Source organism: Planctomycetota bacterium (assembly GCA_038746835.1).
In the GTDB taxonomy this organism is placed as follows: domain Bacteria; phylum Planctomycetota; class Phycisphaerae; order Tepidisphaerales; family Tepidisphaeraceae; genus JBCDKH01.
On the sequence record JBCDKH010000094.1, the window covers coordinates 1 to 13,199 of the forward strand.

Below are 13,199 nucleotides of genomic sequence, written 5' to 3' on the forward strand. Positions count from 1 at the left end.
CCGCCGCGTTGGTGAGCTGTCCAGCATGTAACAGCCGCTAGGTGGGCGGACAAAGTCGACATCATCGATGCCAAGCGACCTCTCTCGAAGCATGTCGCTAGGGCGTGCAAGCGATCCGCACTCGGGACAACACGCCGTGTCTTTCGCGATATTGACATGTTGTGGCGGGATGTTGCGGCCGCAGGAGTTGCACCGCAGATCGCTACTCACGCGCAGAGCTTAACAAATCACGTTCGAGCAGTCGCTGCAAACAGACTCTCCAGATCGTCGAAGAAGCCGGGGTAGGTCTTGGAGACGCAGCCCGGGTCTTCGATGACGATGCCCTTTCGGCGGGTGGAGGCCAGGGCGAAGCTCATGGCCATGCGGTGGTCGTCGTAGGTGGCGATGCTGGCCCTACGAACCCGTGGCGGTGGGATGATCGTCATCGAGACGTCGCCGGCGGACTCGTCGATCGTGACGTCGGCACCGAGCTTCGACAGCTCCGTCTGGAGGGCGGCGACGCGATCGGTCTCTTTGACCCGCAGCGTTTTGAGGCCGTGCATCGTCGTGGGTCCAGAGGCGAAGAGCGCGACGACGGCGAGCGTCTGGGCACAGTCGGGCATGAGCGACAGGTCGGCCTCGATGCCTTCGAGCCGTTCGGGGCCGACAAGGACCGTCTCGTCGCGCGTCTGCGTGACGTGGCAGTGCATGCGGCGGAGCAGCTCGGCAAACCGCGCGTCGCCCTGCAGGCTGTCGGTGCCCAGACCCGGCAGTGTGATCCGACTGCCGGGGTGGATCGCGGCCAGGCCGAGGAAGTAGCTGGCGGCGCTGGCGTCGGGTTCGATGTGGTACTGCGACCGCACGTACCGGCCGCGCGGGACGATCACGGCTTCGGGGCGTTCTTCGCGCTCGTCGAGTTCGACCTCGGGCGTGATGCCGAAAAGGTCCATGAGTCGCATCGTCATCTGCACGTATGGCCAGCTGGCCTGCATTCCGTCGAGTTCGACGCGAACTTCCTGCCGTGCGTAGGGAGCGACCATGAGCGCGGCGGAGAGATACTGGCTCGAGAGCGTCTGTCCTGCTGCGTAGCGAATCGAGCCGCCCGAGATTCCGCTCCCGTTGACGTGCAACGGCGGGTAGCCCTCGCTCTCTGGCGCGTAGCCAACTGCAGGCTCGTTCGTTCCAGCGAGATCGTTGAGGAGCATTGCCAGCGGTCCGGCTGGGCGTTCGCGCATCCGCTGGACACCGTCGAGCTTGAACCGCGCCTGTCCCACGGCCGCAAGCAGTGCCGAGAGGAAACGGATCGTCGTGCCGGAGTTGCCACAAAAAAGCTCGATGTCGTTCGACGCAAAGTCCTCGCTGGCCGGGGCGTCGACGGTGACCGTTTTGGCCGGCTCATCGATGTCGAGCTTGAGCCGAAGGCGGCCGAGGTTGTCGAGCATGTGCCGGGTGTCGTCGGCGAAGAGGACGCCAGTCAGTTTGCAACGACCCGTCGACAGAGCCGCCAGAACGAGGGCACGATTCGTCAGAGACTTGCTGCCGGGGACCGTCACCGTCGCGTCGATCGGTCCTTGCAGCGGGTCACTCGTCCAGGTCGCGTCCGACATCGTGATGAGCGTACGAGCGAGATTGCGACTTCGGGCTGGCAGGCCGTGCGGGTAGCGTTCTGGCATGGATGGCGATCGGACCTACCGCACCAGCTCGCCGCTTGATAAGAAGCCGGACGGCGTGATCCGCGTCGTCGTCCTAGGCGGAGGCTTTGGCGGGGCGTACTGCGTGCAGCACCTCGAAAACGCCCTTCGCTGGCGGCCGGAGTTGCGGGAGAAGGTCGAAATCGTCCTGATCGACCGGAACAACTACTTCGCGTTCAGCCCGCTGCTCGTCGAGGCCGGGACGGGGAGTCTGCAGCCGTCGCATGCCGTTGTCGGGCTTCGGCAGTTCTGCAGGAAGGCCCGATTCGTCGCGGCCGAGGTCGTGAACTTCGATCTCAAGGCCAAGACGGTCGACTTCCGCATCTCCGGCGAGGCTGGGAGGTGCACGACCCACTTTGACCACCTGGTTCTGTCGATGGGCACGGTCACACTCAAACCGCCTGTTCCGGGCTTGAAGGAATACGGCTACGAGATGAAGAGCCTGGCGGATGCGATCGCCCTGCGTGAGCGCGTCGTCCGGCTTCTGGAGCGGGCCAACGCCATCGACAGTCTCGAAAAGCGGCGTGAGCTGCTGACCCTAACCGTCATCGGCGGCGGGTTCACAGGCATCGAGGTCGCTGGCGAGTTCGACCAGTACCTCAAGAAAGCCGTCCGGTCGTACCCGAGACTGTCGGAGAGGGACGTGCAGGTCGTCGTGCTTAATCGCGGCGATCGTCTGCTGGGCACGTTGCACGAAGAACTCGGCAAGTGGACCCACGACCACCTCGTCCGCCGTGGGATTGACGTCCGCATGAAGACCGAAGCGACTGCGATCCATCCGAACGAGGTCGAGCTCTCCGACGGCACGCGCCTGCCGGCCAACACCGTGGTCTGGTGTGCGGGCATCATGCCGAATCCGAGCGTGAAGTTCTTCGACGTGCCGACGGACAAGCGTGGATACATCCTGTGCGAGCGGGACTGCCGCGTGAAGGGCCACGACGCCGTCTGGGCACTCGGCGACGCAGCGGTCAACCCGCAGGCGAGCGGCGACGCGTACCCGGCCACAGCACAAGCGGCCGTCCGGCAGGCGAAGTTCTGTGCGCGCAACATCGTCCACGTGCTCGAAGGCGAGCCGACCAAGCCGGCCGACTTCAAAGACCTCGGCCAGCTCGCCGCCTTCGGCCACGGCGACGCGGTTGCGGAGACGTTCGGCATGCGGTTCACCGGCTGGTTCGCCTGGTTCCTGTGGCGCGGCGTCTACCTCATGAAAATGCCGGGGCTGGGCCGGAAGATTCGGGTTGCCGTCGACTGGACGCTGGACCTTGTGACGCGTCGCGACTTCGTCGAGCTCGGCGTCACACCCGACAAGCCGTCGACCGAAGTGCAAGACGCAACGTCAAAGGCAGACGACAGCCGATCGATCGCCGCGTGAGCTTGTTCCGTCATCCCGAGCGCAGCCGAGGGACCTCGTCTGGATCTGCGGTCGGAAGCAGGCGAGGTCCTTCGACGCGCTGCGCTCGCTCAGGATGACGGATCAGAGGCGGAATTTGATCACACCATCGACGATCGTCGTCGTCGGTCGTCCGATGACGTTCCAGTCGGCGAAGGGGCAGTTGCGGCTCTTGGAGGCGAACCGCTCCGGGTCGATCGTCCACTGCCGCTCCGGGTCGATGATCGTCACGTCCGCCATGGCGCCGACGGCCAGGGTGCCGCGGTCGATGCCGAGAAGACGGGCGGGCTGGACGGTCATCATCTCGATGAGCCGCGTCGCGTCGATGTGGCCAGCGTCGAAGAGTGCTTGCTTGTAGAGCGGAAAGGCACATTCGAGCCCCAGAATGCCAAACGCCGCCTCAGCGAGCGGAGCATTCTTCTCTTCGGCCAGGTGCGGCGCGTGGTCGGTGGCGAGGCAGTCGATTGTGCCATCGACGACGCCGCGTACGACGGCGGCGACGTCGTCGGCCGTCCGCAGCGGCGGGTTCATCTTGTAGTTCGCATCGAACGAACGAATCGACTCGTCCGTCAGCAGCAGGTGGTGCGGCGACGCCTCGGCCGTCACGCGAAGGCCGTCCGCCTTGGCGCGACGAACCAGTTCGACCGCGCCGGCGGTGCTGATGTGCTGGACATGGTACCGACAGCCGATACGCGTGTTGAGCACGACATCGCGAGCGAGCATCAGCTCCTCAGCCTCAGCGGGAATTCCGGGCAGACCCAGCTCCGCCGCGACCGCCCCGCCGTGGACACAGCCGCCGGAGAGCGATGGCTCTTCGCAGTGCTGCATGACAAGTGCGTCGAACATGCCGCAGTACTGAAGTGCCCGCCGCATCACGCCCGCGTCTGCGACCCCGGCTCCGTCGTCGGTGAACGCGACGGCCCCACGAGCGTGCATGCCGCCGATTTCTGCCAGCTCCTTGCCGGCTCTGCCCTTGGTGAGGCACCCGACGGGCAGCACGTTGGCCAGGCCGACGCGGGCGGACTCGCGCAGGACGAACTCGATGCTCGCCTCGTCGTCCAGGGGCGGCGTGGTATTGGGCATGCACGCGACGGTCGTGAAGCCGCCCGCCACCGCCGACGCGGCACCACTGGCGATCGTCTCCTCGGCCTCGTCGCCGGGCTCACGGAAGTGGACGTGCGGGTCGATCAGACCGGGCGTAACCCAGCAGCCCGCCGCGTCGATCGTCTCGTCGGCCTGGCCGAGATCGTGCCCGACGGCAGCAATCCTGCCATCGCGGATCAGGACGTCTGCCTCCCGCGGCATCCCGGCCGCAGGGTCGATGACGGTGCCGTTGGTGATGAGTATACGAGGCATACCACAGTTCAGGATGTCCAGTCGATGACTTGCAAGCTGTCGACGTAGGAGAGGTGTCGATCGGCCGAAAGGATCGGCATCGCGTGCGTTACAGCGATGGCCGCAAGCTGAATGTCGATGGCTGGAATCGGACGCCCCGTCTCCTTGAGCTGCTGCTTGATCTGGCCAAATGCCCGAGCCGCAGCGGCGTCGAAGGGAAGCACGTCGATGGCCGTCAGGATGAGGTCAAGCCGTTGCCGATTCTCGTCGCGCCGTCGGTCCGAGCTACCGGCCACACCTGCCCACAGTTCACCGACGATTGGCCAGCACAAGACAACGTTGGCCTGCTCTTCTCGAAGGCGCTTGAGCATCCACGGCGAACCATCCACCAGTGGCGTCGCATGATTCGTATCGAGGAGCAACGAGCGCGTCGTCATGATGGACGCGGCCCCCATCGTTTCTCGTACAAACGCCAGCGTCGCTCCGCCTCCTCGTCATCGACGCCTTCCCACGACTCCGCGTCGACCTCGGCTGCCGACCGTTGCCAGTCGTCGGAAACCTCTGACTCCAGCGGGCCAAGCTTCTCGATCAGCTGTGTGAGACGAGCATTCGGCTGCTGAGCGTCGGCTGACGGGGATTCGACATCGGTCTGAACCGGAAGACGCACGTCGAGTTCGACTCGGTCCCCAGGCTGCAGGCCGGTTGCATCGTCGAGGACGATGACGCCACGCTCCTTGATCGTGCCCTTACGAATCACGGTCTGATGCTACGCGTCCCCGGGTCTGGCCCGTGTGACGAGATACAGCACCGCCATGCGGACGGCCAGACCGTGACTGACTTGGTCGAGGATGGCGGAGCGGGGGCCGTCGGCGATGCTCGTGGCGATTTCGACGCCGCGGTTCATCGGGCCGGGGTGCATGACCAGCAGATCGTCCCGGCAACGAGCGAGCCGCTCCTCGGTCATGCCGAAGAGCGACGCATACTCGCGATTACTCGGAAAGGCGGCCGACTTCAGTCGCTCGAACTGGATGCGCAGCATGTTCACCGCGTCCACCTCCGGCAGGACGGCGTCGAGGTCGTGCGAGACACTCACGCCGGGCAGCCTCGCCAGCGACGCAGGGACGAGCGTCGAAGGGCCGACGAGGGTGACGCGGGCACCGAGTTTGGTCAGGCCGAAGAGGTTGCTGCGGGCGACGCGGCTGTTGGCGATGTCGCCGACGATGGCGACGTGCAGGCCGTCGATCTTGCCGAATCGCTGACGCAGCGTGAAGAGGTCCAGCAGCGCCTGCGTCGGATGGGCGTGGGCACCGTCGCCGGCGTTGACGACCCGGCACTTCACCGAGTCCGCGACCAGCTTCGCCGCCCCGGCCGAAGCGTGGCGGACGACCATCACGTCGACGCCCATCGCCTCGATCGTGCGGACGGTGTCGACCAGCGACTCGCCCTTGCTGACGCTGCTGCCCTTGGCCGAAAAGTCGACAACGTCTGCGCTGAGCCGTTGGGCAGCGAGTGTGAAGCTCACTCTGGTGCGGGTCGAGTCCTCGAAAAACGCGTTGACCACGACTTGGCCGCGAAGGGCTGGCACCTTCTTCACGCTGCGTGTGCTGACGTCGGCAAAGCCGTCCGCGGTGTCAAGCACGAACCGAATCTCGTCGGCCGAGAGCTCGGCCAGCGACAGCAAGTGCGGCCGAATCCATCGTGGCGTCTCGTCGCTCACGCCGACACCTCCACGCCGTCGTGGCCGTCGGTTTCGGTGAAGCGGACGTTGACGCGCGAGCCGGCTTCTGGTGAGAGCGACAGGCCGACGACGTCGGGCTGGATCGGCAGTTCGCGACCGCCGCGATCGACGAGGACCGCGAGCTTGACCCACGCCGGCCTGCCGAAGTCGACGAGAGCCTGCAATGCCGCGCGGACGCTGCGGCCGGTGTGGATCACGTCGTCGACCAGCCACGTCGGCACGCCGTCGATGTCGCCCGGCAGGTCAGTCGCTCCGACGACGGCATTCGGGCCGATCTCGCGAAGGTCGTCGCGGTAAAGCGTGACGTCGATCGACCCGCCGCGGACGTCAAGGCCGGCGTCGGCGAGTCGCTTACGAAGCCTGGCAGCGAGGGTCTCGCCGCGGGTGACGATGCCCAGCACATTGACGGAACCGCCTGAGTGCGTCTCACGCATGGCCGACGCCATGGCGGCGATGGCCGTCTCGACTGACGCGGCGTCGGGCACGTTGCGACCGTAGCACTCACGCCGCTGTCAGCTTGAAGACCGTGATCTCCGGCTTGCACCAGTTCTGCCAGCGTTGGCCGTACGACAGGCCGCGGTTGACGTAGAGACTTTGCCCGTCGCCGAGGTCGTACAATCCGCGGACGAAGGGGCGTCGCGCCCGGCCGCCAAGTTTTCTGCCGAGCTGTCGGCCGTGGGTGTGGCCGGCGAGCATCCAGTGCCACGGGTGCGGCTTGAGCGCGACGGCGTTGCGTGGATCGTGGTTGAGGCAGATCGTCGGCCCGTCGACGCCGTCGAAGGCAACATCGGCGTCGAGGCGATCGGTGTACAGGTCGTCGAGGCCGACAATCGTCACGCCGGCGACGTCAATGGCTTCGTTGCGAAGCAGCCGGATGCCGAAACGTCCGAGTTCGCGTTGCAGGCGAAGGGCGCGGGCTTCGCCCTCGCGTGGGTTGCGTTTGCCGACGAGTCCGTAGTCGTGATTGCCGAGCGTGCAGACGATGCCCATCGGCGGCTGCGGGTCGAGTTCGGCGAGCAGTCGCGCGGCGAGTTTGGCATATCGGTGCCCGCCGGTGATGAGGTCGCCGGTGACGACCAGCAACGCAGGCCGAAGCTCCGCGACGTGGCGGAGCTGCTCGCGCAAAAAACCCATCGTCACGACCGGCGAGACGTGCAGGTCGCTGATCTGCACAAGCCGAAGTCCCTCGGCCCCCAGCGGCAGGTTTGGCAGCGGCATTCGGAGTCGACGGATGTCGAGCCAGGTTCGATGGACTGGTGCCGCGTGCAGGCCCGTCAGTCCGAGTCGCGAAAAAACACGCCATGCACGGCCGCGGAAGCGGAACTGCTTGCGCCAGTCCGCGTCGTGGACCGCACGCTGCAGCGTGGTGGAGACTCTCCCGAGCGACACGTCAAACGGTAGCGGGCGTCCTCGGACTGCGGGCCGTAGCCCCGCAGCTACCCGCCCGCGCGGTTAACTAGCCGACGTTGCCGATCAGGCCGACTTCGTGGCCGGCGTCGCCTTTGTTGGAGACGTGCTGGACGGGTTGCATCGGGTGCTCGCTGACGGCTTCGATCCCGCTCGTGGCGTGGAGATCGTGGTCGTCGGCCCAGGCACGCAGCAAAGCCGCGAGACGGGCATCCAGTTCGTCGCGCGCGTCGGTGCCGGCAGAGATCGGCTCCACGCCGGAGTCGCTCTGGCGCTCGGCCACCTCGTGCAGGACCATCTCGGCGAGGTTTTCCACGGGCAGACGCTGAATCGCGGTCCGGCCGACCCAGATCGACTCGACTGGCCCGGGGTACGCCAGAAGCGCCCGCTCGGCGGCCTCGACGGCGTCGGCGCGGGACGGGTAGCGGCCGCGGAAGGTTTCGCGGTCGAAGCTGAAGGCGTAGCCGTAGTCGGTGCTCATGTCAGTGCGGTCAGCAGTCTCAGTTTTTGACGGTATCGGCTCTGTGGCAACTTTCTGTTCTGTGTATCCTCTCCCGCATGCCAACTTTGGAGATGATCAAACACGCGAAGGATCGCGAAATGACCGAGCCACCGGCCCCCGTGCCGCTTCTCGATCTGCGCGCTCAGTACGACACGATTCGTCACGAAGTTCGACCGGTGATGGACGCCCTGTGCGAAAGCCAGGCGATGGTGCTGGGTCAGGCGGTCACCGATTTCGAGCAGGAACTCGCCGATTACTGTGGCACAAAGCACGCCATCGGCGTTTCCAGCGGCACCGACGCGCTCCTCGCGGCAATGATGGCACTGGACATCGTGCCGGGCGATGAGGTGATCGTCCCAGCGTTCACGTTCTTTGCGACGGCCGGATGTGTCAGTCGGATGGGCGCGACGCCGGTCTTTTGCGATATCGATCCGCACACGTTCAACCTCGATATCGAAGACGTCGCGCTGCGCATGACGCCCAAGACCAGGGCGATCGTGCCGGTTCACCTGTTCGGCCAGTGCGCGGACATGGAGGCGGTCAATGAGATCGCGTGCGATCCGAAGCTCGATCGGGCGGTCTGGGTGCTCGAAGACGCCGCCCAGGCCATCGGGGCCGAGCGTGGAGACAAAAAGGCGTGTCAGATGGGCTGGTGTGGAGCACTAAGCTTTTATCCGACTAAGAACCTCGGTGCGTTCGGCGACGCCGGGGCGGTCTGCTGTGACGACGATGCCTTTGCCGATCGGCTCCGCCGCGTCCGAGTCCACGGCAGCGGGCACACCTACTACCACGACGAGGTCGGCGGGAACTTCCGCATCGACGCCCTGCAGGCGGCGGTGCTGCAGGTGAAGCTTCGGCACCTCGACAGCTGGGCCGCGGGCCGGCGCCAGCACGCGGCGACGTACGACGAGCTGCTGGCCGACTCGCCGGTGGTGACGCCGCACATCGAGTCGGGCAACACCAGCGTCTACAACCAGTACGTCGTCCGCGTCCAGAACCGCGATGCCGTTCGCAAGCGGCTGGGCGAGCGCGGCATCGGTTCAGGCGTCTACTACCCGCTGGGGCTCCACGAGCAGAAGTGCTTTGCTCACCTCGGCTTCAAGCGGGGCGACTTCCCCGAGACGGAGAAGGCTTGCGAAGAAGTGCTGGCACTCCCGGTGTTCCCCGAGCTCCAACCCGAACAGATCGAGCAAGTCGCGTGCGAGCTGATCGACGCGGTCGAGTCCGTCGGGTGATTCAGGTCATAGAGACTGCGTCTTTTCCGACTGAAGCCGTTGGACAGAGCGCTGCGTCGTCCCGGGTCTGGTCGGACCGTCGGACCCGGGACGACGCTGCGCTCTGTCCTGCGGCTTCAATGGAGTTCAGGGAACATCACGTCGCTCGGGTTCAAGCTGTGGGCTTGTCTGGTCGACACGAGAAAGGTGTCCGTTGGTTCCGACACGACCGAAGCGTTAGCTCAGCACGTGGAGCGTCTTCAGGGCGAACTGGATCGCCTCGAGCGCGAAGTCGCCCACCTGAAGCACCTGGCGACCCTCGGCACGCTGGTCGCGCAGATTGCGCACGAGTCGAACAACCTTCTGACGCCGCTGGTGACGCACGCAAATGCGACAGACGACCCCGAGGCCGCCCTGACCAGGTGCCGCGAGGCCGCGGCGGCGGCGTCGCGGCTGAATGAGACCGTCCTCGGCTTCGGCCGACGTGACGCGGACGACGGCTCGGTCGAAATAGCGTCTTGCCTCAAACGCGTCCAAGGCGAGTCGGCCGATCACTGCGACGTCGACATCTCAGTCCCGGCTGCGACATTCGTGCCGATGACGCACGATCGCCTCGCGATGGTCTTCCGCAACCTCTTCGCAAACGCCGGCCAAGCCGAAGCAACACGCGTCGACGTCTCGGGTCAGGTGAACTCCACTGAAGTCACGCTCTTCATCCAGGACGACGGCCGGGGGCTGCCGAGCGGCCTGCGTGGCGACCGCGTCTTCGAGCCCTTCGCGACGGGCCGGCGAGGTGGAAACGGGCTGGGCCTTGCGATCTGCCGCGAACTGGTCACTGAAGCCGGCGGCTCGATCGGCGTCATGAAGCGCGCCGGCACCGGCACGACGTTCTGCATTCGCCTGCCACGAATCGATCAACCCACCACGGCTGCCGCGGCTTGACGTCGACGCCGACGCGCTCGACGAGCGGCGGCGAGGACTTCCGCAACAGCAGGGATCGTGACGATCGCGAACGCCGACCACGTCGCGATGCCGTAGGTGCCTGCTCCGTCGAGGCTCAGCCCAACCACGCCTGCCAGCGCGAGCCCCGCCAGCCCGACGCCCGGCCCGAGCATCGCCGCCGGCACGAGCACCAGCGCGACCAACCCGGCCGGATGCGTCGGTGCAACGATCGCAAACGCCAGCAACGCTGCATAGGACACCGCGACGGCCGATCGACTGGCACGCCACACCACGAGGCCGATCAGCAACGCAATCGCCAACGCGAGAAGCCGCGTGACCCGCGGCGCGAGGTCGACCACACCCGCCAGCGGCGACGTCGCCGGTGCCGAAAGCCACCGACGCGTCGCCTCGACCCACTCCGCTGCGTTGTCGCCCGCCAGCAGAAGCGCGACCCACAGAATCGAACTGACACCGACGAACCACAGGCTCGCCAGGCGTTTGCCGCCAGAGCCGACCAGCACCCATGGCACCAGAAGCAGCGCTATCGGCGACGTCGCGACCGCCAAGGCCAGCCAAAGGCCCGCCCGTCTTCGCCGGCCAAGCTCCGCCCGTCGCAGACTCGCTGCTGCAAACCACGTCGCCAGCACGGCCGGGCCTCCGAAGCCCGCCGCCATGAGCCACACCGCTGGTGACCAGGCAAACAGGCCCGCGTGCCAGACGCTGATGCCGCGCGATCGCAGCGACGCGATGATCTCCCAGGTCGCGCCCAGCACGCTGATCGCCAGCAGGATTCGCCATGGGAGAAGCCGATCGACGAGCGATCGTTCCGCCATCGTCGGTCGCCAGTCGCTGTCGCGTTCGGGCAGCGGTTCGAAGGACGTCGCCGCGTCGACGGCGCGCGTCGCGACGGCCGCAAGCTCGATGATCGGCGGTCTCGGCGGGCCGTGGGCGACTTCGTGCTCGCCGGAGATCCACGCCTCGCCGTGTGTCGACGCCTCGAGCGCAACCGGTTCGAGCGTCGGATGCCCCAGCACGACGGCCGAGCCGAGGACGAAACCCGTCATGCCAAGAACCAGTCGCTTCCCAAGCCTCGGCGAGACCTTGATCGCATCCGCCGGCGTGGTCGCAAGGAGCAGCCAGAGCACCACGACGACCGAAGACGCAATCAGCCAGCCGACGTGCAGCGTGTCGAGGCTCTGCGTCGCGTCGCCCGCCATCGCGAGCAACCCGATCGCCGGCAGCACGAGGATGGCGATGAGCGTGACGATCCAGGCACCGAGCCTCACGCGCGCGGCCATCCCTGGAGGCCGCTTGGGAGTTGACGCCGACGCATCGGACATGAGCGGTCTGAACCTCCACCAACCGGCGTCGCTCGCCCACACAGGCCGAGCCGCCGCTGCGTCAGCTTACTCCGCGCAGCCCGCTAAGGGTTGCCGAGCAGCCCGTCGACACCGCCCGGTAATGCTGGCCGGCCCGCCGGTGCCGGACCCGTCGGCAGGGTCAACTCTTGGCCGTCGCGATCAACGACGATCGACTGCGACTTGGCAAACGCCTCGTCCAGGAAGTCGCTTGCCGCGTCGACGGACGTGATGATGAACCCGCCAACGTCGTTCGGCCCGATCTGGCGGATCACGTCGCCCTTCACGAGTCCGAAGTGCGTGGCGGCGATGGCGTTGGGCTCGATCTCGCTCACGAGGACGCCGCGCATCGAACCGCGTTCTGGCGAAGCGACCAGCGTCAGCGTCTCCGAAAGGCGTCTGCCGTCGATGTCCTTGCCGGAGAACTGCTGCACGTCCTCACGGGCCTCACGATTCTTCTCGGCCAGCATCTTGCCGTACGACGCCCCGCCCGATCCCATCGGGCCAGCGAAGAGCCAGAGCATGATGCCCGTGGTCAGGAGCAGGGACAGGATTCCGATGCCGGCACCGAACTTCATGTGGCCTCCGCGTTGCGACGAGTTCGCCCGATGCTACGCCAGCTCGGGCGTCGCTACATTCGCGGCATGGATGGCGTCACCACGGCAATCGTGCTCTTCGTTTTCGTCTGCGTGCTCTTCCCTCGGCTGATCGCGAACCGGCCGCAGTATTACATCGGGCTGGCACTGACGCTTGTGATCATCGTCCTGACGCCGATCGCGACCATGGGCTTCGGCGAACGCGGACTCTTCGTCGCGATCGGTGCCCTCCAGGCGGCGGCGGTGTTGCTGCTGTTTCTCAGTGCCGGCGGGCTCAGTGTGCGTGGCTTGTCGAGCGAGATGCTCGGTGCCTTCGAAGTCATCCGCCGCGGCGAGACCGAGAAGGAAGTCATCATCCCCATCGGCGGGAAGAAGGAATCGCGCCGCACGGCACGCGATTCCATTGGCGAGCCGGGCCAGCCCATCGACCTCACCACCGACGGCGCCGACAGCTACCCCGCACGCAAGAAGGGTCCCGCGCCCACCCCACCAACCCCACCGTCTGCGAAGAAGCCCGACGAAGACGAAGACGGACCGATCCCCCTCGACTGAAGTCATCGGTAACGAAGTCGCGTGATACCCGAAGCCGAGTGCAGAGCGAAGCGTCGCACCGGGTCGGGGGACGCTCGTTCCGGGGGATCGCTTCGCTCACCCCACGGCTTCAATGCTCAATTGACACAATGCACGACACGTCGGTCGACGGGATCGAAGCCAGGTAGATCGTGCTTCAGCACAACGCGCGCCGCTCCCGACTGGTTCGCAGCCCGTCATGCTGAAGCACGACCTGATGGCTCGACTAACTCGATGGAAGCCGTGGGGTGAGCGAAGCGATCCCCCGGAGCGATGCATGATCGACTATCGCTCCCGCTCGACCTCGACACGCTCGACACCTCGCGCATCCATCGCGCCCTCTGCGTCCTTCAGAAAACGCTGCGCATCGCTCCAGTACCCCGCAGTCGGCTTCAACCCCGAGTCGACCGACTGGAAGAACGCGTTGAACCGCTCCATGTACCGCTCGCGAAGGTACTTCGCGATCATCGACGCCAG

The 13,199-nt window shown here is 66.2% G+C and carries 15 protein-coding genes; 4 read left to right on the forward strand and 11 right to left on the reverse strand.

Features of this window, described 5'->3' with window-relative positions; translation table 11 throughout:
• Positions 1 to 227 precede the first annotated feature (227 nt).
• Complete coding sequence (aroA, locus tag AAGI46_10315) at positions 228 to 1,652, reverse strand: 3-phosphoshikimate 1-carboxyvinyltransferase (protein MEM1012596.1); 1,425 nt, start codon at positions 1,650 to 1,652, stop codon at positions 228 to 230.
• Here aroA and AAGI46_10320 point away from each other — a divergent pair.
• Positions 1,651 to 3,042: an NAD(P)/FAD-dependent oxidoreductase gene (locus AAGI46_10320; GenBank protein MEM1012597.1), complete on the forward strand. Its 1,392-nt coding sequence runs from the start codon at positions 1,651 to 1,653 to the stop codon at positions 3,040 to 3,042. The genes aroA and AAGI46_10320 overlap by 2 nt on opposite strands.
• A 102-nt stretch (positions 3,043 to 3,144) precedes the next feature.
• Here the strand turns inward: AAGI46_10320 and AAGI46_10325 are convergent, their stop codons facing one another.
• The 7 genes from AAGI46_10325 to AAGI46_10355 all read right to left on the reverse strand — a co-directional run bounded on the left by AAGI46_10325 (position 3,145) and on the right by AAGI46_10355 (position 8,021).
• Positions 3,145 to 4,416 (reverse strand): dihydroorotase, encoded by a 1,272-nt coding sequence (locus AAGI46_10325; protein ID MEM1012598.1) that lies wholly within the window; start codon positions 4,414 to 4,416, stop codon positions 3,145 to 3,147.
• 8 nt (positions 4,417 to 4,424) lie between these two features.
• The gene (locus tag AAGI46_10330; protein MEM1012599.1) at positions 4,425 to 4,832 is read right to left on the reverse strand and encodes a PIN domain-containing protein; all 408 of its coding nucleotides are present in this window, start codon (positions 4,830 to 4,832) and stop codon (positions 4,425 to 4,427) included.
• Positions 4,829 to 5,152 (reverse strand): hypothetical protein, encoded by a 324-nt coding sequence (locus AAGI46_10335; GenBank protein MEM1012600.1) that lies wholly within the window; start codon positions 5,150 to 5,152, stop codon positions 4,829 to 4,831. Before AAGI46_10335 ends, AAGI46_10330 begins: the two co-directional genes overlap by 4 nt.
• 9 nt (positions 5,153 to 5,161) lie before the next feature.
• The gene (locus AAGI46_10340; GenBank protein ID MEM1012601.1) at positions 5,162 to 6,112 is read right to left on the reverse strand and encodes an aspartate carbamoyltransferase catalytic subunit; all 951 of its coding nucleotides are present in this window, start codon (positions 6,110 to 6,112) and stop codon (positions 5,162 to 5,164) included.
• On the reverse strand, positions 6,109 to 6,618 hold the full coding sequence (gene pyrR / locus AAGI46_10345; protein ID MEM1012602.1) for a bifunctional pyr operon transcriptional regulator/uracil phosphoribosyltransferase PyrR: 510 nt from the start codon (positions 6,616 to 6,618) through the stop codon (positions 6,109 to 6,111). Before pyrR ends, AAGI46_10340 begins: the two co-directional genes overlap by 4 nt.
• 16 nt (positions 6,619 to 6,634) lie before the next feature.
• A complete protein-coding gene (locus AAGI46_10350) occupies positions 6,635 to 7,522 on the reverse strand; it encodes a metallophosphoesterase (protein ID MEM1012603.1) in 888 nt (295 codons plus the stop codon).
• A 67-nt stretch (positions 7,523 to 7,589) separates the two neighbouring features.
• Positions 7,590 to 8,021 (reverse strand): hypothetical protein, encoded by a 432-nt coding sequence (locus AAGI46_10355; protein ID MEM1012604.1) that lies wholly within the window; start codon positions 8,019 to 8,021, stop codon positions 7,590 to 7,592.
• A gap of 77 nt (positions 8,022 to 8,098) precedes the next feature.
• Between AAGI46_10355 and AAGI46_10360 the strand changes: the two genes are divergently transcribed.
• Positions 8,099 to 9,277, forward strand: a complete 1,179-nt coding sequence (locus tag AAGI46_10360; protein ID MEM1012605.1) for a DegT/DnrJ/EryC1/StrS family aminotransferase — start codon at positions 8,099 to 8,101, stop codon at positions 9,275 to 9,277.
• A gap of 228 nt (positions 9,278 to 9,505) precedes the next feature.
• Complete coding sequence (locus AAGI46_10365; GenBank protein MEM1012606.1) at positions 9,506 to 10,198, forward strand: HAMP domain-containing sensor histidine kinase; 693 nt, start codon at positions 9,506 to 9,508, stop codon at positions 10,196 to 10,198.
• On the opposite strand, the gene AAGI46_10370 is transcribed toward AAGI46_10365, so the two are convergent.
• Positions 10,171 to 11,484 carry a hypothetical protein gene (locus AAGI46_10370; protein MEM1012607.1) on the reverse strand — a complete coding sequence of 438 codons (1,314 nt, stop codon included), beginning with the start codon at positions 11,482 to 11,484 and terminating at the stop codon, positions 10,171 to 10,173. The two genes, AAGI46_10365 and AAGI46_10370, sit on opposite strands and share 28 nt — an antisense overlap.
• A 137-nt stretch (positions 11,485 to 11,621) precedes the next feature.
• Entirely contained in the window at positions 11,622 to 12,134 is a 513-nt protein-coding gene (locus AAGI46_10375) for a hypothetical protein (GenBank protein MEM1012608.1), read from the reverse strand.
• 66 nt (positions 12,135 to 12,200) lie between these two features.
• Between AAGI46_10375 and AAGI46_10380 the strand changes: the two genes are divergently transcribed.
• Positions 12,201 to 12,704 (forward strand): hypothetical protein, encoded by a 504-nt coding sequence (locus tag AAGI46_10380; GenBank protein MEM1012609.1) that lies wholly within the window; start codon positions 12,201 to 12,203, stop codon positions 12,702 to 12,704.
• Positions 12,705 to 13,007: 303 nt separating this feature from the next.
• On the opposite strand, the gene AAGI46_10385 is transcribed toward AAGI46_10380, so the two are convergent.
• The coding region (locus AAGI46_10385; GenBank protein MEM1012610.1) for a hypothetical protein at positions 13,008 to 13,199 on the reverse strand (192 nt) is incomplete at its 5' end.